General features: G+C 60.2%; 18 protein-coding genes and 1 pseudogene. 7 read left to right on the forward strand and 12 right to left on the reverse strand.

Going from position 1 to position 23,013, the window contains the following annotated elements; translation table 11 throughout:
* Positions 1-978: 978 nt before the first annotated feature.
* A complete protein-coding gene (locus ACUN0G_RS08905) occupies positions 979-1,974 on the reverse strand; it encodes a cupin domain-containing protein (protein WP_445575534.1) in 996 nt (331 codons plus the stop codon).
* Positions 1,975-2,038: 64 nt separating this feature from the next.
* On the opposite strand from ACUN0G_RS08905, the gene ACUN0G_RS08910 reads away from it, so the two are divergent.
* The gene (locus ACUN0G_RS08910; RefSeq protein WP_445573154.1) at positions 2,039-3,271 is read left to right on the forward strand and encodes an MFS transporter; all 1,233 of its coding nucleotides are present in this window, start codon (positions 2,039-2,041) and stop codon (positions 3,269-3,271) included.
* A 77-nt stretch (positions 3,272-3,348) separates the two neighbouring features.
* On the opposite strand, the gene ACUN0G_RS08915 is transcribed toward ACUN0G_RS08910, so the two are convergent.
* Positions 3,349-5,019, reverse strand: coding sequence for a M24 family metallopeptidase (locus ACUN0G_RS08915; RefSeq protein ID WP_445573155.1), 1,671 nt, complete (start codon positions 5,017-5,019; stop codon positions 3,349-3,351).
* Positions 5,020-5,096: 77 nt separating this feature from the next.
* On the opposite strand from ACUN0G_RS08915, the pseudogene pdxR reads away from it, so the two are divergent.
* A pseudogene (pdxR, locus tag ACUN0G_RS08920) lies at positions 5,097-6,587 on the forward strand (MocR-like pyridoxine biosynthesis transcription factor PdxR); the annotation flags it as partial.
* Here the strand turns inward: pdxR and ACUN0G_RS08925 are convergent.
* The 4 genes from ACUN0G_RS08925 to ACUN0G_RS08940 form a co-directional block, all read right to left on the reverse strand.
* Positions 6,471-7,472, reverse strand: a complete 1,002-nt coding sequence (locus ACUN0G_RS08925) for an NADP-dependent oxidoreductase (RefSeq protein ID WP_445573156.1) — start codon at positions 7,470-7,472, stop codon at positions 6,471-6,473. The pseudogene pdxR and the gene ACUN0G_RS08925 sit on opposite strands and share 117 nt — an antisense overlap.
* Positions 7,473-7,513: 41 nt before the next feature.
* The gene (locus ACUN0G_RS08930; RefSeq protein WP_421552619.1) at positions 7,514-8,383 is read right to left on the reverse strand and encodes an alpha/beta fold hydrolase; all 870 of its coding nucleotides are present in this window, start codon (positions 8,381-8,383) and stop codon (positions 7,514-7,516) included.
* Positions 8,384-8,467: 84 nt separating this feature from the next.
* Complete coding sequence (locus ACUN0G_RS08935; protein ID WP_421552620.1) at positions 8,468-9,256, reverse strand: SDR family NAD(P)-dependent oxidoreductase; 789 nt, start codon at positions 9,254-9,256, stop codon at positions 8,468-8,470.
* Between the two features lie 72 nt (positions 9,257-9,328).
* Positions 9,329-10,429 (reverse strand): alkene reductase, encoded by a 1,101-nt coding sequence (locus ACUN0G_RS08940; RefSeq protein WP_445573157.1) that lies wholly within the window; start codon positions 10,427-10,429, stop codon positions 9,329-9,331.
* 167 nt (positions 10,430-10,596) lie between these two features.
* Here ACUN0G_RS08940 and ACUN0G_RS08945 point away from each other — a divergent pair, with 167 nt between their 5' ends.
* Entirely contained in the window at positions 10,597-11,184 is a 588-nt protein-coding gene (locus ACUN0G_RS08945) for a TetR/AcrR family transcriptional regulator (RefSeq protein WP_258344633.1), read from the forward strand.
* On the opposite strand, the gene ACUN0G_RS08950 is transcribed toward ACUN0G_RS08945, so the two are convergent.
* Positions 11,181-12,095, reverse strand: coding sequence for a LysR family transcriptional regulator (locus ACUN0G_RS08950; RefSeq protein WP_445573158.1), 915 nt, complete (start codon positions 12,093-12,095; stop codon positions 11,181-11,183). The genes ACUN0G_RS08945 and ACUN0G_RS08950 overlap by 4 nt on opposite strands.
* A gap of 171 nt (positions 12,096-12,266) precedes the next feature.
* Between ACUN0G_RS08950 and ACUN0G_RS08955 the strand changes: the two genes are divergently transcribed.
* From ACUN0G_RS08955 to ACUN0G_RS08965, 3 genes are all read left to right on the forward strand, one after another.
* Positions 12,267-13,277, forward strand: coding sequence for a zinc-dependent alcohol dehydrogenase family protein (locus ACUN0G_RS08955; RefSeq protein ID WP_421552623.1), 1,011 nt, complete (start codon positions 12,267-12,269; stop codon positions 13,275-13,277).
* A 107-nt stretch (positions 13,278-13,384) separates the two neighbouring features.
* On the forward strand, positions 13,385-14,716 hold the full coding sequence (locus ACUN0G_RS08960) for an IS4 family transposase (RefSeq protein WP_445575535.1): 1,332 nt from the start codon (positions 13,385-13,387) through the stop codon (positions 14,714-14,716).
* Between the two features lie 190 nt (positions 14,717-14,906).
* A complete protein-coding gene (locus ACUN0G_RS08965) occupies positions 14,907-15,707 on the forward strand; it encodes a GNAT family N-acetyltransferase (RefSeq protein ID WP_445573159.1) in 801 nt (266 codons plus the stop codon).
* Positions 15,708-15,877: 170 nt separating this feature from the next.
* On the opposite strand, the gene ACUN0G_RS08970 is transcribed toward ACUN0G_RS08965, so the two are convergent.
* Together ACUN0G_RS08970 and ACUN0G_RS08975 are read right to left on the reverse strand one after the other, a co-directional pair.
* On the reverse strand, positions 15,878-16,330 hold the full coding sequence (locus ACUN0G_RS08970) for a thiol-disulfide oxidoreductase DCC family protein (RefSeq protein ID WP_445573160.1): 453 nt from the start codon (positions 16,328-16,330) through the stop codon (positions 15,878-15,880).
* Positions 16,331-16,539: 209 nt separating this feature from the next.
* A complete protein-coding gene (locus ACUN0G_RS08975) occupies positions 16,540-17,877 on the reverse strand; it encodes an MFS transporter (RefSeq protein ID WP_445573161.1) in 1,338 nt (445 codons plus the stop codon).
* A 243-nt stretch (positions 17,878-18,120) separates the two neighbouring features.
* Here ACUN0G_RS08975 and msrA point away from each other — a divergent pair, with 243 nt between their 5' ends.
* Entirely contained in the window at positions 18,121-18,627 is a 507-nt protein-coding gene (gene msrA, locus ACUN0G_RS08980; protein WP_177027235.1) for a peptide-methionine (S)-S-oxide reductase MsrA, read from the forward strand.
* A 140-nt stretch (positions 18,628-18,767) separates the two neighbouring features.
* Here msrA and ACUN0G_RS08985 read toward each other — a convergent pair whose 3' ends face one another.
* The 3 genes from ACUN0G_RS08985 to ACUN0G_RS08995 are packed head-to-tail and all read right to left on the reverse strand — an operon-like array spanning position 18,768 to position 22,833.
* Positions 18,768-20,111 carry a c-type cytochrome gene (locus ACUN0G_RS08985; protein ID WP_445573162.1) on the reverse strand — a complete coding sequence of 448 codons (1,344 nt, stop codon included), beginning with the start codon at positions 20,109-20,111 and terminating at the stop codon, positions 18,768-18,770.
* A 17-nt stretch (positions 20,112-20,128) separates the two neighbouring features.
* Positions 20,129-22,381, reverse strand: a complete 2,253-nt coding sequence (locus ACUN0G_RS08990) for a xanthine dehydrogenase family protein molybdopterin-binding subunit (protein WP_404605424.1) — start codon at positions 22,379-22,381, stop codon at positions 20,129-20,131.
* Complete coding sequence (locus tag ACUN0G_RS08995; RefSeq protein ID WP_445573163.1) at positions 22,381-22,833, reverse strand: (2Fe-2S)-binding protein; 453 nt, start codon at positions 22,831-22,833, stop codon at positions 22,381-22,383. The genes ACUN0G_RS08990 and ACUN0G_RS08995 overlap by 1 nt, the downstream gene beginning before the upstream one ends.
* Between the last annotated feature and the right edge of the window lie 180 nt (positions 22,834-23,013).

The following is a 23,013-nucleotide window of genomic DNA, read 5'->3' on the forward strand; positions in this document are numbered from 1 at the left end:
CCTGTCAGATCGCGATCTCTTGAGCCGTCAAGCGAGCACAATGTTCAAGGTTGCGAAGATCAACTGTGGGAGCTGTCGAGCTTTAGCGAGGCTGCGATGGGGGGCTTGCAGGTGGCATCTTTATCGCCTGACAGGGCCTCTTCGCAGCCTCGCTGAGGCTCGACAGCTCCCACATTGGTTTGTTGTTGCCTGTCAGATCGCGATCTCTTGAGCTTTCAAGCGAACACAATATTCAAGGTTGCGAAGATCAACTGTGGGAGCTGTCGAGCTTTAGCGAGGCTGCGATGGCGGACTGGCAGGCGACATATTTATTGCCTGAAAGGGCCTCTTCGCAGCCTCGCTGAGGCTCGACAGCTCCCACATTGGTTTGTTGTTGCCTGTCAGATCGCGATCTCTTGAGCTTTCAAGTGAGCACAATACTTAAGCCTGGGAAGATCAACTGTGGGAGCTGTCGAGCTTTAGCGAGGCTGCGATGGCGGACTGGCAGGCGACATATTTATTGCCTGACAGGACCTCTTCGCAGCCTCGCTGAGGCTCGACAGCTCCCACATTGGTTTGTTGTTGCTTGTCAGATCGCGATCTCTTGAGCTTTCAAGTGAACACAATATTCAAGCCTGGGAAGATCAACTGTGGGAGCTGTCGAGCTTCAGCGAGGCTGCGATGGCGGACTGGCAGGCGACATATTTATTGCCTGACAGGACCTCTTCGCAGCCTCGCTAAAGCTCGACAGCGCCTACGCAGGATTTTGTCGGCTCGAGATGATCGTTCCCACGCTCTGCGTGGGAATGCCGCCTCGGACGCTCTGCGTCCAGCTGGCGATGCAAGGCTCAAGTTCTGCGCAGTGGTGACGCGGAGCGTCACAGGATGCATTCCCACGCAGAGCGTGGGAACGATCGAGAGGTGATGGCCCTGCTATGCCCTCGAACGGGTAGGGAGGGCCAAAAGTCGGCGAGGCGCTCCAGCCACTTCACTGCTTCCTTAAATCGCCTGTCGCCGGCTGGCACCCGGCGGCTGCCCAGTAACGCGCTTGAACGCCCGGCTGAACGCCGCCTGGGAGTTATAGCCAAGGCGCTGCGCCACGGTTTCGATCGGCAGCCGCTCCAGCGTCAGCCACTGGCTGGCCAGGCGCATCCGCAGTTCGGTGGCGTAGCGCAGCGGTGGTGTGCCGATGGTGGTTTGAAAGTGCTGGGCGAACACCGAGCGTGAGGTATGACATTGCGCTGCCAACTCCTCCACCGTCCAATCGCGCCCGGGCTGCTGGTGCAACGCCAGCAGGGCCTTGGCCAGGCGTGGGTCACGCAGCGCCGCCACCAGGCCGGACGCATTCCCGCACGCACATTCAACCCAACCCCGAACCACCATGGCCGCCACCACCTCTGCGAGGCGCGCCAGAATGCCGGCGAAGCCGATGCGGGCGCTGCTGACTTCACGCTCCATGGCCGCCAGGATCGGCATCAGCCCCGGATAACGCTGGCCCTTGGCGTCGATCAGCATCAGGTCCGGCATCAGGCGGCCAAGGCCGTGCAGACTCCCCAGTTCAAACTCCATGCAGCCGCTGAAGAGCAGGGCGCTTTGCGTCACGCCCACATCGGCCCGGGCATCCACGGCACACACCGCATCACCGAGGGCTGCCGTGTTGAAGCGGTCGATGTCCTGCACCGGCACGTCCGGGCTGGAGAGCAACTGATGAGCACCGCCATGGGAGATGAACACCGCATTGCCTGGCGTCAGTTCATACAGGGTGCCGTCCTCGGTGCGCAGGGTGACGCAGCCGGCAGCGATAAGGTGGAAATAGGCGTGCCCGGGCTTGGACGGGAAGCCCAGGCCAAACGCCGGCCCAGTCTGGATACGCCGGTACTCGACACCCCGCAGGCGCATGCCGCGCAGCAGCTCGTTGATAAGGTCAGAGGACTGGTCGAACGGATCGATGGGCATCATTTCCGGGGTTTCGGTAAAGGATTCGAGATTTTGCATCATAGATCATCCCAATCGTCACACCTAGACTGCCGGTCGCAATAACTTTTGAAGGATGACCGTGATGAGCAGTTGTGTGTGTGACGCCGTAACCGGTGCAGATGCAGCGCCCGCGACGCCGGCCTGGATGGCGGTGTTTTCGTTGGCGATGGGCGTGTTCGGATTGCTGACGGCGGAGTACCTGCCGGCCAGCCTGCTGACGCCGATGGCAGCCGAGCTGGGGGTTTCGGAAGCCTTGGCAGGGCAGGCGGTGACGGTCACGGCGGTAGTCGCCTTGTTCGCCGGGCTGCTGGTGCCAGGCCTGACCCGGGGGATCGACCGCCGTGTGGTGTTGCTGTGTTTCAGCGCATTGATGATCTGCTCCAACCTGCTGGTGGCGGTCTCGTCGAGCCTCACGGTGTTGCTGCTGATGCGTATCCTGTTGGGCATCGCCCTGGGTGGCTTCTGGAGCATGGCGGCGGCGGTGGCGATGCGGCTTGTGCCGGCGGCGTTGCTGCCGCGTGCCTTGTCGATCATCTTCAGCGGCATCGCAGTGGGCACTGTCGTGGCGGTACCGCTGGGTAGCTTTTTGGGTGGGCTGTACGGCTGGCGCAGCGCGTTTCTCGCAGCCGCCGCGGTGGGCGGCGTAACCCTGATTTTCCAGCTGTTCACCCTGCCGCCGCTTGCACCCCGCAGGACGGCACGCTTGAGAACCGTGCTGGAAGTACTGCTGCGTCCGGGCATTGCCGTGGGCATGTTGGGATGTGTGCTGGTGCATACCGGGCACTTTGCGTTGTTCACCTACATCCGGCCATTCCTGGAAAGCACCACCGGCGTCGGTGCCGAAGGGCTGGCGCTGATGTTGCTGGGCTTCGGCGTTGCAAACTTCGCCGGCACGCTGCTGGCCGGTTGGCTGCTGGTGCGTCTGCCACGGGGCACCCTGGTGCTGATGCCGGCCCTGGTCGGCGTGGCAGCACTCGCCCTGGCGCTGTTGCCGGCGACCGTGACGGGCCAGGTGTGGTTGTTGATGCTCTGGGGCCTGGCGTTTGGCGGCGTACCGGTGGCCTGGTCAAACTGGGTAGCCCGGGCAGTGCCCGATCAGGCGGAAAGCGCTGGCGGCATGGTGGTGGCTTCGGTGCAGTCTGCGATTGCAGCGGGGGCGGCGGCGGGCGGTGCGATGTTCAGCTTCAGTGGTATCGACGGTGTATTTGTGGCGGCGGGCGTCTTGATGTTGCTGGCGGCGTTGTTGATTGCGTTGAAGGTGAAGGTTGAAGCGCCTCCACAAGGTGCAGAGGCGGGGCCAGCGTTTCATCTTTGAAAAGGCGTCGTACTGGCAAAGTTTGGTGTGAAGCGCATCGGTGGCTTCTCTGGCACCCGGCGCGTAGGGGGGGCCAACTAGCCGCCCTTGGCCTCGCCAATCAGGATATCCTCGAAAAACGCCCCGATTGGTTGGGTGGGATGGCACAGCTGAATCTCCAAAACCCAGACCATCTCGCTGGGTACGATCTCGACCTCAGCCAGCTTGTCTTGCCCGAACAAAGCATGTGGGAAGTCAGCGATGCGGTGCCCGGCCAGGTTGCGCTCAAGGCGCCAGCCTTTGGCGTGGGCACTTTGCTCGGCGAAGTCATACAGCTCGCGTCCGGTCAGCCCGCGGTGCCAGGCGTCGCGGGTTTCGTCGAACACTTCATGCAGTGCCTTCACACAGGCAGCATGCAACGGGTGCTCGCCAAAGACGAAGGTGTCGCCGTAATCGCCTTCATAGCCATCCCACACCGGGCCAAGGTCGACCACGGCGATGTCGGTGGCGCGCAGCTTGCGTTGCGGGTCGATGCCTTGGCGCGGTGTGCGGATGGTGTCGTCGCCAAAGCGGATATAGGTGGGGTGCCAGGTGTGGGACGCGCCCATGGCCTGCAAGGTTTGACTGGCCATGTCGAGGGCTTGGGCGGTGGTCATGCCGACTTTCAATTGGTCGGCGATGGCGGCCAGGGCTCTTACCGTCTGCTCGCGGGCAGCGAGCATGCCGTCCAGCGAGTAGCGCGGGCCGACTTTTTCCAGCACTGGGTGCCGCGTGTTGAGCGACTCCGCTGGCGTCAATGCACCACTGGGGACGAAGGCTTCGGCGACAAAACGATGAGCCTGGGCGCCCGCTGCCAGGCAGGTTTCGCGGACTTGGCTGATCATCTTGCTGTTGCCGCAGGCATAGATTTGGCTCTCCGCCCAGTGGTGGGGCTGTGTCAGCGCAACCTGTTGCACGCGGGCGTCTACCGACTGCACTCGATGCCAGTGAAAGCGTGGATGTGCCTCGCTGGCGCGCTCGAGAAACTCAGCGTCGTAGAAGTCCGCCGGCGACGAGTTCCCCCAATACAGGGTGACTTCGGCCTGGCGGGCCAGGGCCGTCAGCAATAAGGGCTTGATGCCGGCATAACCGGTCCCGGTGGCGAACAGCACAACAGGGCGCTCATCGTCGTGTTGCCAGGTGCAGGCGCCTACGGGGCCTTCCAGCTTCATCGCATCGCCCACTTGCAGGGTCGGCAGGATGCGTTCGGAAAACAGGCCGCCGCTGACCTGGCGAATATGAAACACCAACCGGCCTTGATCCTGTGCGGGCAGATTGGCCACGGAGAAACAGCGGCTGTCGCCATCGTCGAGGCGAAACCTGAGGTATTGGCCGGCCCGGACGTCGAGTGGCTGGGCGGTCAGCAACACCAGCTCGACGATGTCGGCGCTCAACCCGCGCTTGCTGATCACCTGTGCGCTGACTTCCAGCGTTGGCGTGTCCAGCGACCAGCCGGGAATTTCCAGGCGCATGTCGCTGCAGGCATGGCTCTGGCACAGCAACATCTCGTCAGCCGCGAGTGGATAGGAGGCGGCAGGGGTGTCGGGTGTGAGCACCTTTTCGCGGAACTCGCCCGACACCACCTTGACCTTGCACGACCCGCAAGCGCCGCGCCGGCAGGAGAAGGGGACGGCAAGGCCGCTGGCCAGCATGGCGTCGAGCAGCAATTGGTCGGCGGCTTCGAAGGATTTGCCCGAGGGCAACAATTCAACGACATGGCGGTTGTGCATAAACACCTCGGGGCAATTGAGGTTTGATTGTTGCGTTAGACTAGGACCAGAAGAACCTCCAGTTTTGGATAATTCACATGGTCCAGCTCCGCAAATGGCGCCCGCTGCTCAAGCTCGATGGCGCGCAGCCGCAGGCGTCGTACAGAAAGATCATCGAAGGATTGGTAAGCGCGATTGCCGAGGGACGCCTGCGCCCCGGAACGCTGTTGCCCGGTACGCGGGAAATGGCGCAACTGCTGGACGTCAACCGCAAGACGGTGATCCTTGCCTACGAGGAGGCGGTGACCAAAGGCTGGCTGGTCAGCATTCAACGTCGCGGCACTTTCGTCAGTACGCAACTGGCGACAGGCGCGGTGACTGCCGCCGGCGCGCCGAAGTCGTTTGCCCCGGCGTTGCGGGACGTGCCTGCGGCTGCCTATTTCACCCCGGGCGAGCAGGTGACAAAACTGCAACACCGGCCGGGCGCGCTGTTTTTCGATAATGGCGCCTGTGACCATCGTTTGCTGCCCCAAGCCGTCCTGCATCGCTATTACCGCAACGCCTTGCGCAACAGCTTTACCACCAACACCGTGCGCCATGGCACCGAAGGCAGCGGCCAGTACCTGCGCGACGCCCTGGCCGAAATGTTGCGCCACAATCGCGGCCTGAATGTCGACGCGCAGCAGATTTGCCTGACCCAAGGCGTGCAGATGTCGCTGTACCTGACCGCCAGCGCGCTGCTCAAACCCGGTGATGTGGTGGTGGTCGAACGCCTGAGTTATCCACCGGCCTGGGAGATTTTTCGGCAGTTGGGCGCGCAACTGGTCACCGTTGACCTGGACGACGAGGGTTGCCGGGTCGACCAGCTCGATGAACTGTGCCGCCTGCACAATGTGCGAATGATGTATGTCACCCCCCATCACCAGTTTCCTACTACCGTCAGCCTGCGTGCCGGACGTCGCCAGCAGCTCCTGGAATTGGCCCGGCTGCATGATTTCTGCATCATCGAGGAAGATTACGACCACGAGTACCACTTTGCCGGACGGCCCTATTTGCCCCTGGCCAGTGACAGCGCGCAGCGTCATGTGATCTACATCGGCTCACTGTCCAAGTCCCTGGGCAGCACCTTCCGTTGCAGCTATATCGTTGCCCCGTCGAACCTCATCGAAGTGCTCGAGCGCACGGCGGCGGTGAGCCTGGGCCAGGGCGATGCCGTCATGCAGCGGATGCTGGCGGACTTGATCAACGATGGCGAGTTGAAGAAGCATCTGCGTCGGGTATCCAAGGAATACCGTCGGCGTCGGGAGACACTGCTCAGTTGTTTGCTGGAGGCGTTTGGCGAGCAGATAGCCGTGCAGGAACCGGAAGGCGGGCTGGCGTTGTGGGTCAGGTTTGCCGACTCAATCGACGTCAATCAACTGGCTGAAAAAGCCCTGGAGCTGGACCTGGTGGTGCGCAGCGGTCGCCTGTTTTCACCCTTTGATCATCCCGAGAATGCCTTGCGCCTGGGCTTCGCCTCGCTCAACCCGGAGGAAATCCGCGCCGCCACGCAGCGCCTGGCTCAGGCGGCGCGGGCGATTGGGGAAGCGGCTAAATAATGATGCAGTTACCTTGTCCAGTTGGGCGCCACTGGCACGCATAAATACAAACCCATAGCTGATGTTCTTTTTGCGCGCTCTCCTGCGGATACCGCTGCTCAACATACGCATAACGAGGCCGAGTACCCAGGGCAGCTTTTGCTCTTGAGCAAACTGTGGAGTCGGTGGCCCTGAGATGGATATCAACTGCCCCCCGGGCTTCAGAATGGTGAGGGACTTTTTCAGCTCATCAGCGCCCAGGCTATTGAGTACGACGTCATAATCCTGCAGAACCTTTTCAAAGTTTTGTTTCTTGTAATCAATGACGACGTCTGCTCCCAGTGCCTTGACCCAATCCACATTCCTCGTGCTTGTGGTTGTCGCGACGAACGCACCCAGATGCTTGGCAAGCTGGATGGCAAAGGTGCCTACGCCACCGGAACCTGCGTGGATAAACACCTTTTGGCCGCGTTTCAGCTTGGCGGTTTCAACCAGCACTTGCCAGGCCGTCAGTGCGACCAGCGGGAGGGAGGCAGCCTCTTCCATGCTGATGTTTTTCGGTTTCAACGCGAGCGCATTTTCATCTACCGCAATCAGTTCGGCGAATGTGCCTATGCGCTCCTGAGGAGGACGTGCGTAAACTTCATCACCCGGTTTGAAGCGTCGCACCGAGGCCCCTACGCTAAGGACCACTCCCGCCAGATCATTCCCCAGTATCAACGGGAACGAATACGGCAGGATCAGTTTGAATTCGCCTTTACTGATCTTCGAGTCGAGCAGGTTGACGCTGGTGGCATGCACCTGAACAAGAACGTCATAGGCACCCACTTCTGGGGTGGGTACCTCGCCGATACGTCCATTCTCTTTACCGTAACGGTCGATTGAAAATGCTTTCATGGTGATTCAACTCTCATGGCGTTGAATGAAACTTGTCCGCTTCAGTTATTCAGGAATGCCGTTACTTTCACCACGAAATCCGCATGGTGTTGGAAGATGCTGCCGTGCCCTGCGTCTGCGTAAACAACCAGCTGTGAGTCTGGAATCCGGCGTGCCAAATCAATGGTGTTCACCGTTGGAACCATGATGTCGGTATCACCGTTGGCAACCAGAGTCGGTACGCGTATGCGGCTGAGGTTTTGCGCAGGCTGTCTGCCCCAGTCGTGGATGGCTTTCAACTGCCGCATGAACGCGGTGGGTGTAGGACTTTTAACTCGATCCTTACTGCGCTCTTTCAAACGCTTCAAATAGTCCCTGGCGGCTTGCCGTCCATTGGCTGTCGAGGTGAAGAACAGGTAGGTCTTGGGATCGCGCAACGTCAGCAAGCCTTTGAGCATCAACGGCCAGGACACTGACCAGACTTTATCAATGCGGTGACCACCGGCAGGCCCCGTGCCAGTCAATATCAGTCTGCGCACAACGTCAGGGGCGTTCAGCACGATTTCCTGGGCCACGAATCCACCAAGGGAAAAGCCCAGCAGGTCGACTTTTTCGAAGCCCAGCGCGCGTATCACGGCGACAGTATCGTTTGCCATTTCGCTGACCGTTGTCGGGGCAATACCGCCTGAAGCGCCGATTCCCCGATAGTCGATGGCGATGACGCGCCTGCTGCTTGCCAGCCCATCCACGAGCCTTGGATCGAAGTTGTCCAGCACGGCGCCCCAATGATTCAGCAGCACCAGCGGTAATCCGCCGTTGGGACCTATGTCTCGGTAAGCGAACGCCGTTCCGTTGACGTTGATCCATTGATTCGCTGCATTGACGAATCGCGAGGGCGAGCCGCTTTGAGGTTTCGTGTCTGAGAGGGTCATGTTCGCCCCAAGGTGCGGGTTGAAAAGCTGCAAGTGAGCTGGGCCGGAGCAGGCGCCCCGGTGCCAGCGCTTCTTCGCGATGTTTTACGCTTTGGCTTTGTAGCGCTCGGCGACTTCGGATTGCCGAATCTGCGACAGTAAGCCTTGGCGCGCAGCCTGCAAGGCATCCCAGCGATCGGCGTCCTGTAGGGGCGGAATAGTCACGGGCTCGCGACGATCAAAACCAACCAGCGCCGCATCGACCAGATCTCCGACGTCCATGACATCAGTCAGGGTATTGATGTCGATACCTGCCCGCTCCCAGATTTCAGTACGCGTAGCGGCTGGCAAGACGGCTTGCACGTAGACGCCTTTGGGCGTCAATTCCAGGCTCATACCTTGTGACAGAAACAGCACAAACGCCTTGGTAGCACCGTAGACCGTCATGCCGAACTCTGGTGCAAGGCCAACCACGGAACCTATGTTGATAATTGCCCCGTCCCCCGCGTGTGCCAGGCGTGGGGCGATGGCGCTGGCAAGCCGTACCAGTGCCGTCGTGTTGAGCGTCACCAACTGAGCAACGCTGTCGGTGGACTGTTCGATAAAGTTGCCGGATTGCGCGGCGCCAGCGTTGTTCACCAGGATGCCAATGCTGGCGTCATCGCGCAGGCGTGTCTCGACGGTCGCCAAGTCGCTGCTTTGGGTCAGGTCAGCCTGAAGGACATCAATCGCGACATTGTGTTTTTCACGCAGTTTCGCTGCGAGCGCGTCCAGTCGGTTCTTGTCGCGGGCCACCAGTACGAGGTCGTGGCCACGTTGTGCGAAGCGCTCGGCATAGGTGGCGCCAATGCCCGTGGAGGCGCCTGTGATCAGAACGGTATTAGGGATGCTCATGGCTTTCTCTCTGGTGTGTGGGTGTCGATTGGCGGTTCATGTGTATCGCTGGAAAGCGCGCAATGGTGATCTTCAGTGGTGATGCTGGGCGCCTTCAGTAAGCGTCGGGTAGTCGGTGTAGCCAGCTGCGCCGCCGCCATACAAAGTGGTTGGGTCCAATGCAGATAAAGCGGCATCGGTCTTGAAGCGCTCTACCAAATCAGGGTTAGCAATGAACGGACGTCCGAAGGCGATGAGGTCGGCCTTGTCTTCGATCAGTGTCGTGGTAGCCAGATTCAGGTCGTAGCCGTTGTTGGCGATGTAGGTGTTATTGAAGCGTTGACGCAGGGCGCTGAAGTCGAAGGGCGCAACCTCGCGCGGCCCGCCAGTGGCGCCTTCGACTACATGCAGGTAAACCAGGCCCAGGGCGTTGAGTTGTTCGACGAGGTAGTCGAATTGCGCTTGCGGCGCGGTGCTGGAAACACCATTGGCGGGGGACACTGGAGAGAGACGGATACCGGTTCGCTCAGCACCGACTTCACTCACGACTGCCGATGTGACCTCCAGCAGAAGTCGGGCGCGGTTCTCAACCGAGCCACCGTAGGCATCCGTGCGCACGTTCGCACCGTCCTTGAGGAACTGGTCAAGCAGGTAGCCGTTCGCGCCATGGATTTCCACGCCATCAAAACCTGCAGCCATCGCGTTTGATGCCGCTTGGCGAAAGTCGTTGACGATTCCAGCTAGTTCGCCGATTTCGAGAGCTCGAGGTTCCGAAACATCTACGAAACTATTGTTGACGAAAACCTTTGTCGCCGGGCGAATCGCAGAGGGGGCCACCGGTGCTGCGCCATTGGCCTGAAGGTCGGTGTGGGACACGCGCCCGACATGCCACAGCTGCAAGAAAATATGTCCGCCCTTGGCGTGAACGGCTTCTGTGACCTTACGCCAGCCGTCTATCTGCGCCTGGGTGTAAATCCCGGGCGTATCTTGATAGCCCTGTCCTTGTTGTGAGATCTGCGTGGCCTCTGAAATCAGCAGGCCTGCGGATGCTCTTTGGCTGTAATAGGTCGCCGCGAGCTCGCTCGGAACAAAACCGGCCCCGGCACGGTTTCGCGTCAATGGCGCCATTACCATTCGGTTGGAAAGCGTCAGTGAGCCGAGCTTGTAGGCTTCAAACAAAGTCTTTTCGTTCATATCGGATTCCATACTCGTCGATCAATGACGGGAAATTGCGCCGTGGCGGCTAAGGCATGCGGCAGTGGTTTTATGATGTCGATCATAATCAAAGCTGTCAACAACTTTGATTATGATCGACATCAGAGTATAGTCAGGCCATCGTTCAAGAGGCCTGGAGGCGAGAAATGAAGATCACCAAGACACAGTCACTCGCCAACCGAGCGCACATTGTGGAAACGGCTTCGGAGCTTTTTCGCGAACGTGGTTACGATGGTGTGGGGGTGGCGGAGCTGATGGCCACTGCCGGTTTTACCCAGGGAGGGTTCTACAAACACTTCGGTTCCAAGGCGGATTTGATGGCCGAGGCAGCTGAAAAAAGCCTCGCGCAATCCGTAGCCAGCACCTGCGACCTTGATGTTGCCGGGTTCATAAATCTGTACGTGTCGCGAGATCACAGAGACGGCCGGGGCGCGGGATGCACAATGGCCGCGCTGTGTGGTGACGCTGCCCGCCAGTCCGATGAGTTAAAGGCGACCTTTGCCAGCGGGGTAGAAAGTACGCTGGCAGCACTCGAGGAAAAATACCAGCCGCGTGAGGGTGCGACGAAGCAAGACGTTCGAGCAAAAATGATCGACCTGCTGGCGCATGCAATCGGTGCCGTCATGTTGTCGCGGGCGTGCCCGGATGACTCTCCTCTCGCGGATGAAATACTCGATGTTTGCCGTGCTGAGTTGGTGGCGTCATTGCCGTTGGCGCCACAAAAGGATCGCTAGGGTTCCAACCAGTCAGAATAAAGCGGCGGAAAACGCGCTTGCAGCCACTCAATGAAAACTTGAACCTGTGGCGCCAGATGCGTCCGGCTTGGGTACAGCAACGACACAGGGCGCGGGGCTGGCCGATAGGGTTTCAGGATCTCCACCAACCCGTGACTGTCCAGATGCTCGGCCACGGTGATCCCGGGCGCCTGGATTATTCCGAAGCCCGACACGCCGCACTGAACGTAGGCATTCGACTCGGTGACTGTGATACCGGCGTTGCTCACAAACGTTCGATCCTGACCTTTTACCGAGAAATGCCAAGGCAATGTTCTGTTGCTCTGGCCGGACAAGAAGTTGACGCCTCGGTGGGAGGCCAGATCGTCGAGGGTCTCGGGTACGCCATGCTCATGCAGATACTCGGGTGCGGCACACGTCACCATCGTCGCCATCGCGATGGGGCGAGCGATCAAGGTCGAATCCGGTAGGTCGCCGATACGCAACGCGCAGTCGATGCCTTCACCGATCAAGTCGACGGCCCGGTCAGTCACGCCCAGGACCATGTTGATACCCGGGTAGGTGTCGGTGAATCCCTTAAGGCCTTTGATGAATTCCATTTGCGCGAACGCGGTCGGGATATCCACGCGAAGTCGACCTGTGAGCGTTGCTCCGGAGCGGTCGAACATGGAAGTCGCAGCAGAAATACCCGCCAAAATTTCCTGCACCCGCTCGTAGAACCTCTCGCCCTCGGTGGTGAGGGCCACCTTTCTTGTGGTGCGCTGGAACAGGCGCACGCCCAATGACGTCTCCAGCTCCTGGATATACCGAGTGACCTGGGGGCGCCCTATGTCCAGCGATTCGGCGGCTTTGGTAAAGCTGCCGAGTTCGGCAAGCCTGGCGAACAGTCGCATCGATTGAAGCAGTTCCATGACGCTTTCCTATGAACCCCGCCTACACGAAGTTGAAACTGATTGTTGCCCAAGGATAGAACAATCATGTCTTTTTTCACGCATTTATTGCCCACCGTCAAAAGCGAAAAATACCCCCAAGGCCGAACCGGTTCTGGTTCGAGGCCATTGATATGAATATGGAGAGGCGCAATGAAAGCGTGGTTATTGAAAGATTTCGGACTCGACAACCTGCACTTGGGAGAGGTAGCGACCCCGCAACCAAAGGCTGGCGAGTTGCTGGTGAAGGTTGGTGCTGTCTCGCTCAACTTTCGCGACAAAGCGATCGTCGACGGCATTTATGAGCCGCACAGCGTGCCCAAGCCACTGATCCCGGTGAGCGATGCAGCCGGCACGGTGGTAGCGGTCGGAGACAACGTCTCGCGGTTTAAAGTCGGTGATCGCGTCAACTCGCATCTTTACTCACGTTGGCTGGATGGCGAGCCGGGGCCGAACGAACCTGATTACTGCTTCGGCTCACCGTTGCCCGGCGGTTTGGCCGAATACATGATCATCCATGAGGACAGCGCCGTCGGTGCACCCGACAACATGAGCGATGAAGAGGCGGCAACACTGCCTATTGCTGCGCTAACGGCCTGGTATTCGCTGGTGGACTACGGACAAATCCAGCCGGGCCAGACCGTATTGGTTCAAGGCACTGGAGGTGTGTCGATATTTGCCGTGCAGATCGCTACGGCCCTTGGCGCGAAGGTCATCGCAACGTCGAGTAGCGACCAGAATCTGCAAGCCGTGAAGGCGCTGGGGGCTGTGGCGGGCATCAACTACAGAACGACGCCGAAATGGGCAGATGAAGTGCTGAAGCTGACCGACGGCAAGGGCGTGGATCTGCTGCTCGATGTGGCCGGTGGCAGTGGCATCAATCAATCGGTCGCCGCCACCAAGGCGTCGGGGCGTATTGCGCAGATCGGCTTTCTGACAGGGCAAACCGTTGAACTCAATCTGATGCCCCTCATTTTCCGCCAGACGACCCTTCGTGGTATTGCCGTGGCGCCGCGTTCATCATTCGACCGGATGAATGCGTTCCTCAACGAACACAAGATTCGTCCCGTGATCGATCAGGTATACCCGTTTGAGAAAGCACGAGAAGCTTACGAACATCTCGCGAAGGGCGCATTTGGAAAGGTTGTGATTAAAATCGCTTAACAACGAAAAGGCGCCACTTTGGCTAATGCCAGTCAGTTAAGCCTTCTCGCTTGACGTTTGGCCGCAAGAAATCAAAATCCGATGCCGTACTGGCATCGGATTTTTTTATGCGTCTCGCTCGAGCACTGGAACTGACCCACAACATCGCCTCTACCCCCAACGCCATCGAGGGATTGGATGCCTTGCTCGATCCTTCCTTGGTCGAACAGGCGCTTGAACAGGCCGGTGTGGCGACCCTGCGCAAGCGGCGCTTGCCGCTGGAAATGATGCTGTGGTGCGTGATTTCCATGGCGTTCTTCCGGCGTATGTCGGCATGGGATGTGGTTAGTCGCATGAACATCATGCTGCCGGGCCAGCGTCCGCTGGTGGCGCCCAGCGCCGTAGTCCAGGCCCGTCAGAGATTGGGCAGCGAAGCGGTAAGGCAGGTCTTCGATCTGACTCAGAAAAATTGGCATGAGGCGGCCGATCACCCAACGTGGGCGGGTTTGCGTTTATTGGGCGTCGACGGCGTCGTCTGGCGAACACCCGATACTGCCGAAAACCGCGCGCATTACGATTCCGCCAGCAATCAGCATGGTGATACGGGCTTTCCTCAGGTGCGTATGGTTTGCCAAATGGAATTGACCAGTCACTTGCTGATCGGCAGTGCTTTTGATGGCTATCGCAGCAACGAAATGAAACTGGCGGAAAAGCTGATTGAAACCACGCCCGATCACTCGCTGACGCTGTTTGATCGCGGTTTTTATTCTTTGGGTTTACTGCATCAGTGGCAGCAGGCGGGCACCGAGCGACATTGGCTGATGCCGCTGCGCAAAGGTGCGCAGTACGAAGTCATTCAGCGTCTGGGGCGTCAAGATGCGGTGGTTTCGCTGAGCACCTCGCCGCAGGCGCGCAAGCAATGGCCGGGACTGCCGGGGCGCCTGACTGCACGGCTGCTGAGCAAAACCGTAAAGGGCAAGATGTGTCAGATCCTGACCTCGATGAGCGATCCGCTGCGCTTCCCGCCCGACGAAATCGTCGATCTGTACAGCCAGCGATGGGAGATCGAACTAGGGTTTCGAGAGATGAAACAGACGCTGCTCAACAGCAGTTATACGCTGCGCAGCAAGACGCCAGAGATGATCGAACAAGAGTTGTGGGGCGTATTGTTGGGCTACAACTTGTTGCGTTATCAGATGGTGGAAATGAGTCGCCACTGTCCTGGCATTTATCCGAGCGAAATGAGCTTCACCGCTTGCACTTGGGCGATTCTGGGGTTTATCAACAGCGTCTGCGCCGACCGTTCCGGGAACATCCCCAAGTATTTGGCCGAGCTTCATGCTTCAGCGCCGCACTATGTGCTGCCGCATCGACGTGAGGAGCGCGTATATCCTCGGGCGATTCGGCTGAAATCACCGAAGTATCCGATCAGAAATAAAAATGCCAGTCAGCTTAACTGACTGGCATTAGCCACTTTGGCGTCTTTTTGCTGCTCGGCTGGGCCGGTAGGTCTGAAATGGCTAAGTCGATGTCTTGGCTTGATTGCCATCGTTAGCCATTTGCGCCGTACATTAGCAGGTGTCTTTGCAGGTGCGTTGTGATTGATTTACCGCTACCTTCCCTGGAAATCCCGCAATAAGGACGACGCACATGGATGTTGGAATGGCTCATGCGATCGAGACCGCAGAAAGCGAGTATTTGTGTTCCCGCGTTGAGAGTTTGTCTCGGATAAGTGGAAACCCCTTTGGTGCTCGTGTGTTTTTCAACGAAGCGTTTCCATGCTTTCAAGTGAAGGCATCGCCCAGCCCGATGTTCAATCGCATCTACGGCGACAGCTCCAGCAAGCCCCAGGCACTGTTGAGCCTGCTCAAGGAATCAGCAGAGTACTCGACTGTCACGCCTCTTATCGGCAAGGCCTCGACGTTGGAACAGCACGCTTATGTGGGAGAGGGACGACTGGAGCGCTTGAGGGGTTGGACGCACCAGCAACTCGCGTGCTCCATCGAGGATGTGGCCTTGAATCACCACGCATTCGAAATCGAAGAAGCCACCTCACACACGCTGCCTGAGTTCGCCGCCGTTCATGCGAGTGGCTTTCATACCAAGCCAGAGCATCGTCAGATGAGCCAGGCTTCGTTTGCAGGACTGATGGCAAATGACCGTTTGAAAATCTACGTCCTTAAGGCTGACGGACAGGTGGTTGCAGGCGCGTTGATGTACCTGGCCAGCAACGGAGTTGCCTACCTGGGGACGGCTGCCACCCGAAAAGATGCACGAGGCTTGGGTTATCACGCAGCCCTGATATCTCACCGGATAGCGCAAGCAAAGCAGCACGGCAGTCTTGTGGTCGCCGCAACTGCGCTTCCCAGCTCGCAAAGTCGCCGTAATTTGCAGCGCGCAGGGCTTACGGCATCTCACGCTCAGGCGCTGTATCGTTTGGTGGGTAGTTGAGGTGTGTCAGCGTGGGAGCGCCTGCGCCCCCCATAACATTACACTTCGTTTTCGGGTTTTCGGGGATGTTTGTGATCGTGCTGATCATGGTGACGAAGGTGACGTCGTGGCAGTTGATTGGGCTGTTGGTATAGAAAGGCGGGCGATCCGGTTGATGCGCACCAAGGTATTCATGGCTGTTCCTTCAAAAAGCGCTGCTCATGATCCGGATCGGGCAACAGGCAAGTGTCGTATTTCCCGAAGAGTCGATAGCGATTGCGTGCGATGCGATCGTAAGCCCAATCCCGAAGAAAGCGCGGGAAGGCGCGCAGGAGCATTAATGGGCGCCAGCGGGCAGGTAGTTGCGCAATGATTTCGAACACCGCTTCCGAACGCTCCCAGTAATGCCGGTCGCGGATCACTGCGATGGTGTCGAACTGATCCAAAGGTAACCCGGCCCAGGCCAATAGCGCCTGACCTTCGGGCGACTGAACGGCCGCCAACCGCACACGCCGGTCGCGGTCGTTGCGAATCAGAAACCTTGCCCAGCCGTTGCACAGCTTGCACACACCGTCGAACAGCACCACGGTTTCGCCGGGCTTGAGGAGCGGTGCGGGAGTAGGGCGGGTGTGGGCGGCGGGCATGTGTGTGGGTCCAGTCGGGCCGGTTTAGCCTGGATCATACCCGGGAGTGGAGATCTGATAGGAAAAGAAAATCCAGTGTGGGAGCGGGCTTGCTCGCGAATGCGGTCTGTCAGTGAAAAATGTGCTGACTGGCCCACCGCATTCGCGAGCAAGCCCGCTCCCACAGTTGATCTTTGTTGGATTGGGCATTGCGTTCACAACAGCCGAACCTAGCGTGACAACAACGGCGCTGCGCCTTTTTCCTCCGCGCCCACCTCATGCAGCGAAATCCGCGAGGTCTCCGGCAACGCCAACCCACCCGCCAGCGCCAGCAACGCCACCGCAATCAGATAAAACGCCGGCGACAGATTGCTGCCCGTGGTGCTGATCAACCACGTCGCCATCAACGGTGCCGTACCCCCAAAGATCGTATAAGCCATGTTGTAAGTAATCGCCGAAGCGGTATACCGCGTGCGGGTCGGAAAGGTCTCCGACAGCAACGCCGCCGTCACCACGCCACACAACACCGCGCCCACCGCCAGCAGCATCACCCCGACGACCGACGCCGCGAACGAGCCGGAACTGGCCATCAGGAACGACGGGTACACCACCACCATCAACAACACACACGCCGTCATCACCGTGACCCGACGCCCCACCCGATCCGAATACAACCCCGCCAGCGGGCAAATCGCCGCCGCGAAGATCAGTGCAATCAGCGACACCAGCAACGCCATTGCACGGCTCAGCCCACCCGCCACCTGCAGATACGTCGCGAAGTAGGTGGTGAACATATAAAACGACAGCGCTGTGAGCGACACAAAAGCGCCCAGGCAGCAGATTGCCGCACCATGGTTGCGCAGGGTTTCCTTGAGCGGGGAGTGGGCGACCGCGTGTTCCTGCTTCACCGCCTGGAAGGCCGGCGTCTCATCCAGCTTCCAGCGCAGGTAAAGCCCCACCAAGCCCAGCGGCGCGGCAATCAGGAACGGCAGGCGCCAGCCCCAACTGCCCATCGCCTCGGCGGACAACGACGCTTCAAGTGCATAAGCCACCACCGCTGCGGCGGCGAACGCAGAGAACGTCGACACCGGCACAAAGCTGCCATACCAGGCGCGTTTGTCACTCGGCGCGTGCTCCATCAGATAGGCACAGGCGCCGGCGTATTCACCCCCGGCGGAAAAGCCCTGGGCGCAGCGGATCAGCGACAACAGAATCGGCGCCGCTACACCAATGGCGGCGTAGGTGGGCAGCAGGCCGATCAGCGTGGTGGCGCCGGCCATCAGCAAAATCGTCATGGCCAGCGTGCGTTTGCGGCCGATCCGGTCGCCGAGCATGCCGAAGAAAATCCCGCCCAGGGGCCGAAACGCGAACGCCACGGCAAATACCGCGAAGGTCTTGAGCAGCGCCGCGCTTGCGTCGCCGCTGGGGAAGAATTGTTGGGCGATGGTGGTGGCAAGGAAGCCGTAGACGGCGAAGTCGAACCACTCGACGAAGTTACCGATGCCGGCGGCGATGATCACTCTTCGCAGGGTTTGCGGGCTGACCTGTTCGGTGGAGGGGCTCGTCATGGGGGAAGGCCTCGGCGGTGGTAGGGGGATGCTTGATTATCGGGGGCGGCCGCTGGGCGGCGGGGCTCAAAAGAGTCGTCCGCGTAGTCAGTAGCGACTTGATGGGGCTGGAGTACGCAGGATTTGGGCCAGGTGAGACGAGGGTCTATCGACGGGCGGGGCTGGTAACGCGCTGTTCAACCTTGGTATTACTCAACCCGGCCCCATAACTAGGGCTGTATCCATCCAGGGGAAGAACACGCCATGAGCAACCAAACTGAAACCGCCATCCTCGCCGGCGGCTGCTTCTGGGGCATGCAAGACCTGTTGCGACGCTACCCCGGCGTGCTGCAAACGCGCGTCGGCTACACCGGCGGCGATGTGCCGAACGCCACCTACCGCAACCACGGTAACCATGCTGAAGCCATCGAGATTGTTTTCGACCCGGCGGTGATCACCTACCGGCAGATCCTCGAGTTCTTTTTCCAGATCCACGACCCGAGCACGCCCAACCGCCAAGGCAATGACCTTGGCCCCAGCTATCGTTCGGCGATCTATTACCTCAGCGAACAGCAACGCGACGAGGCTGAAGACACCGCCGCGGATGTGGATGCCTCGGGCTTGTGGCCAGGCCGTGTCGTGACGGAAATCGAACCGGCGGGGCCGTTCTGGGAAGCGGAGCCGGAGCATCAGGATTACCTGGAACGGATTCCGAATGGCTACACCTGCCACTTCATCCGCCCCAACTGGAAACTGCCGAAACGCGGTTAAAAATGTGGGAGCGGGCTTGCTCGCGAAAGCGGTGGGTCAGTGAAGAATTTGCTGACTGACACACCGCATTCGCGAGCAAGCCCGCTCCCACATAAAGCAGCTCCTGCATAAGGCGCCTCCCTCACAAGGCGCCTTTCCCCTCAGCGCATCTGCAGAATGATCGGGCTACTGCTCGCCGGGCCCGTGTGCTCACGCAACTTGCCCACCGCCTTCGCATCCACCGCACCGCCCTGATTGCCCCAAGTACCGCGCACAAACGTCAGCACTTCAGCAATCTCCTGGTCCGACAACTGCTCCCTGAACGCCGGCATGCGATAAGCGTCCGCCACATTCGCCGCCACCACCCGCTGTGAGCCATTCAAGGTGATGTTGATCGCCGAAGCATTCTCCTTGGCCAACGCCGAAGTCGCACCCGCCAGCGGCGGCATCCAGTCCGGCTGCCCTTTGCCTTCCAACCCATGGCACGAAGCACAACGGGTCACATAGGTATGGGCACCCGGCGCATCCAGGCGTTCCGCAGCCGACACCGCCTGATACTGCCAGGCCTTACCATCACGCTGCTCGTCCCCCGGCAACGACCTGAGATAGCGCGCAATCGCCGCCAGGTCATCGTCGGTCATGAACTGCGTGGAGTTGTTGAACGCCTCGGTCATCGAGCCATAAACCACCGCATGTTTATTGCGACCGGTCTTCAGGAATTGCACCACTTCCGGCTCGCTCCAGCGCCCCAGGCCCGTGTTGTGATCGTCCCGCAGGCTCGGTGCGTACCAGCCATCCAGCAAACCACCGGCCAGGTACGGCTTGCCGCTTTCATCCAGCGCCTTCTCGTTAAAGGCCAGGCCCCGTGGCGTGTGGCAACTGCCGCAATGCCCCGGCCCCTGCACGATGTAGGCGCCGCGGTTCCACAGTTCATCCTTCCCGGCCTTCGCTACGTAGGGCTTGCTGTCGGTAAACACACCATTCCACAGCGCGATGGGCCAACGCATATTCAATGGCCAAGGGATCGAACTCTCGATATTCGCCTGCCGCACCGGCGCCACGCCCTTCATGAAGAACGCATACAAGGCCCGCACATCCTCGTCGCTGAGCTTGGCATAGGACGGATAAGGCATCGCCGGATACAGCCGACGCCCACCCGGCGCGACACCCTGGCGCACCGCGCGGTCGAAGTCGGCGAGGCTGTAGTGGCCGATACCCGTTTCCGGGTCCGGCGTGACGTTAGTGGCATGGATCGCCCCCAGCGGCGTGGCCATCTCCAGCCCACCGGCAAAAGGCGCGCCGTTGGGCACGCTGTGGCACGCCACACAATCGCTGAGCCGGGCGACATACTCGCCTCGGGCGATCAGCGCCGGGTCTGCGGCGACAGGCTCGGCGCCCAGCGGCGAAACCGGCTCACGGGTGACATACCAGGCCAACAGGCCTGCCGCGACCAGGCACGGCAGCGCCAGCCAGCCAACGGTTCTTGCGAATCGACGGTTGTTCATAAGTGCTAAGGCCCCGGTCAGGTGAAGGAGTAGCGGCTTAACGGCATGCTGCGAATGCGCTGCCCCGTCAAGGTCGCCACGGCGTTGGCCACGGCAGGTGCCACGGCTGGCAGCGGCGGTTCGCCGATGCCACCCATTTTTTCCCCGCTCTCGATCACGCGCACATGCACCCGCGCCATCCGCGAAGGCGGCAGCACCGGATACAAATCGTAGTTACGCGCCCGAGGCAAGCCGTCCACATACACCGCCTCTTCCAACAGCACCTGGGACAAGCCCAAGGACACCGCCCCATTCACCTGCGCCTCGACAATCGCCGGGTTGACGATGCTGCCCGGGTCGATCGCCTGCCAGATGTCATGCACCTTGACCTGCCCGTTCTCGATCGACACCTCGGCGATCACCGCCGTCTGCGTGCCGAACGGCGACGCCATCGCCACCCCACGGGCGCGCTTGCTGCCGTCTTCGGCGACAAACGGGCCACGTTTCCAGCCTCCCGACAACTCGCCCACCGCCTTCAGCAGCGTGGTCAGCCGTTGGTTATCCCGCAACAGATGCAGGCGCAACTCGAACGGGTCTTTGCCGCCCTTGTCAGCCAGTTCATCCAGAAAGGCTTCATAGAAAAAGTCATTCAGCGAGTTACCCACCGACCGCCAGTAACCCAGCATCACCGGGCCCTTCACATAAATCTGCGCGATGCGCTTGTTGGGAATCGCATAGGACTTACCGGACAACCCCTCCAGCGCCGTCGGGTCGAGCTTCTCGCCCTGTTTGCCGGCCAGAGCCTCGGTCGGCCCCTCAGTGGCACTCACCGCTTCAATCGCCACCGGCCAGCCATCGCTGTCCAGCGCCCCACGGAAATTCACCGCCGCGACAGGACGCAGCACATCCCGCAGAAACTCTTCTTCGCGGCTCCAGATCAACTTCACCGGGCGCCCGACCGCCTTGGCCAACTCAATGGCCTGTGGGTAAGGGCTGGCGGAGTCATACAGAAAATGCCGGCCGAAAAACCCACCCAACAGCGGCGAATGCAGGGTAATCCGCGACGGGTCCAGACCGGTGCGCTTGGCGATATCGGCCAGGAACATATCCTGCGCCTGATTCGGCAACCAGATCTCCAGCGAACCATCAGGATTAAAACGCGCCAGCGCCGAAGGCGGCTCCAGCTGCGCATGGTGCAGGTACTGGTTGTGGTAAGTGGCCTCGATCTTGGTCTTGGCATTGGCCAGCGTACCGGCCACATCACCCTCGTTCTCATCATCCCGGGCCGGGCCGGTTTCCGCGGCCAGGCGCTTGAAATGCTCGTCGCTGGAAAAGTCCTTCGGCATCCCGCGCACTTTCGAATCCGCCGTCGGCTCCAGCCAGTCCACCTGAATCGACTCCACCGCACGCTTGGCATGCCACCAACGCTCAGCCACCACCGCCACCGCACCCGGCAGGCGATGCACCGAATGCACCCCCGGCATGGCCTTGACCTGGTCCTCATTGCGCAGGCTGCCCACCGTCATGCCCAAGCGGGGCGCATGCTGCACCGCCGCGTGGAGCATGCCGTCGACCTTCATATCAATGCTGTACAGCGCCTTGCCGGTGGACTTGTCATACGCATCCAGACGCTTCACCGGCTTGCCGATCCAACGGAACTGGCTCGGATCCCGCAGCTTCACGCTGGCCACGTCCGGCACCGGCAGGTCCATCGCCCGCCCGGCCAACTCGCCATAGGTAAGGGAACGCCCGGACGCCGCGTGTACCACTTTGCCCGGCTCGGTCGACAACTCACCCACCGGCACCTTCAACGCCTGTGCCCCGGCCTCCAACAACATCGCCCGGGCCAGCGCACCCAGCCGGCGCATCGTCGGGTAACTCATGCGCACCGACATACTGCCGCCGGTGATCCGCATGCCATTTTCCATCACCACAAAGGCTTCGCCGGGCGGGGCACACTCAACCAGGAACGTGGCCGGGTCGGCGTCCAACTCCTCGCCGACAATCTGCGCCATCGCCGTGAACGTGCCCTGGCCGCCTTCGATAAAGGGACTGAGCAAACGGATCGTGTTATCCGGACGAATCTCCAGGAACGCCGGCACCTGCGTACCGCGCTCACCAGCCGCCGCCGCAGTGGCCGCCTGCACCCGGCCAGAACCCAACGGCAGACCAAAGCCAATCACCAACGCACCCACGGCCGTACTGGCCAGGAAACGACGGCGAGACAGATTCACCGGGTCATTCAACGCCGCGACCAAAGGCAGGGCAGCGGGATCAATGCGAACGTTCATCAGACCTCTCCCTTTGCAAGGTCATGCACCGCCGCATGAATCGCGTTATAGGTGCCACAGCGGCAGAGATTGACCATCGCCGCGTCGATCTGCGCATCGGTCGGCTTGGGCGTTTGCTTGAGCAGCGCCGTCGCAGCCATCACCTGGCCGGACTGGCAATAGCCGCATTGAGCGACCTGATACTCGACCCAGGTCGCGACCACCCGCTTACCGACATCATCGGACTCGATCGCCTCAATGGTCGTGATCTCCCGACCGACCACACCGGAGACCGGCGTGACGCAGGAACGCACCACATTGCCGTCCACAAGCACAGAGCACGCACCACACTGCGCCAGACCGCAGCCATATTTGGTGCCGGTCATGCCCAGGTTGTCGCGGATGACCCAAAGCAGAGGCGTGTCGGGTTCTGCATCGACTTGGTGGGTCTGCTGGTTAATTCGTAATTCCATGGCTCACCCGCTGATCATCGGTTGGTGTTGCATTTTTTTAGTATTTTTGGGCGGCGAAGTGGGGCTTCGCCGCAGGGCATCGTTGGCCCGTTATGGTTCACGCGCGCGTGGTTTGAGTAGTTTAGCGGGCGTTTGGATTGACTCTAGACCGTAGGTCAGGGGGGCGCTATGGGGAGGGTG

This window comes from Pseudomonas sp. 32A (assembly GCF_052682255.1).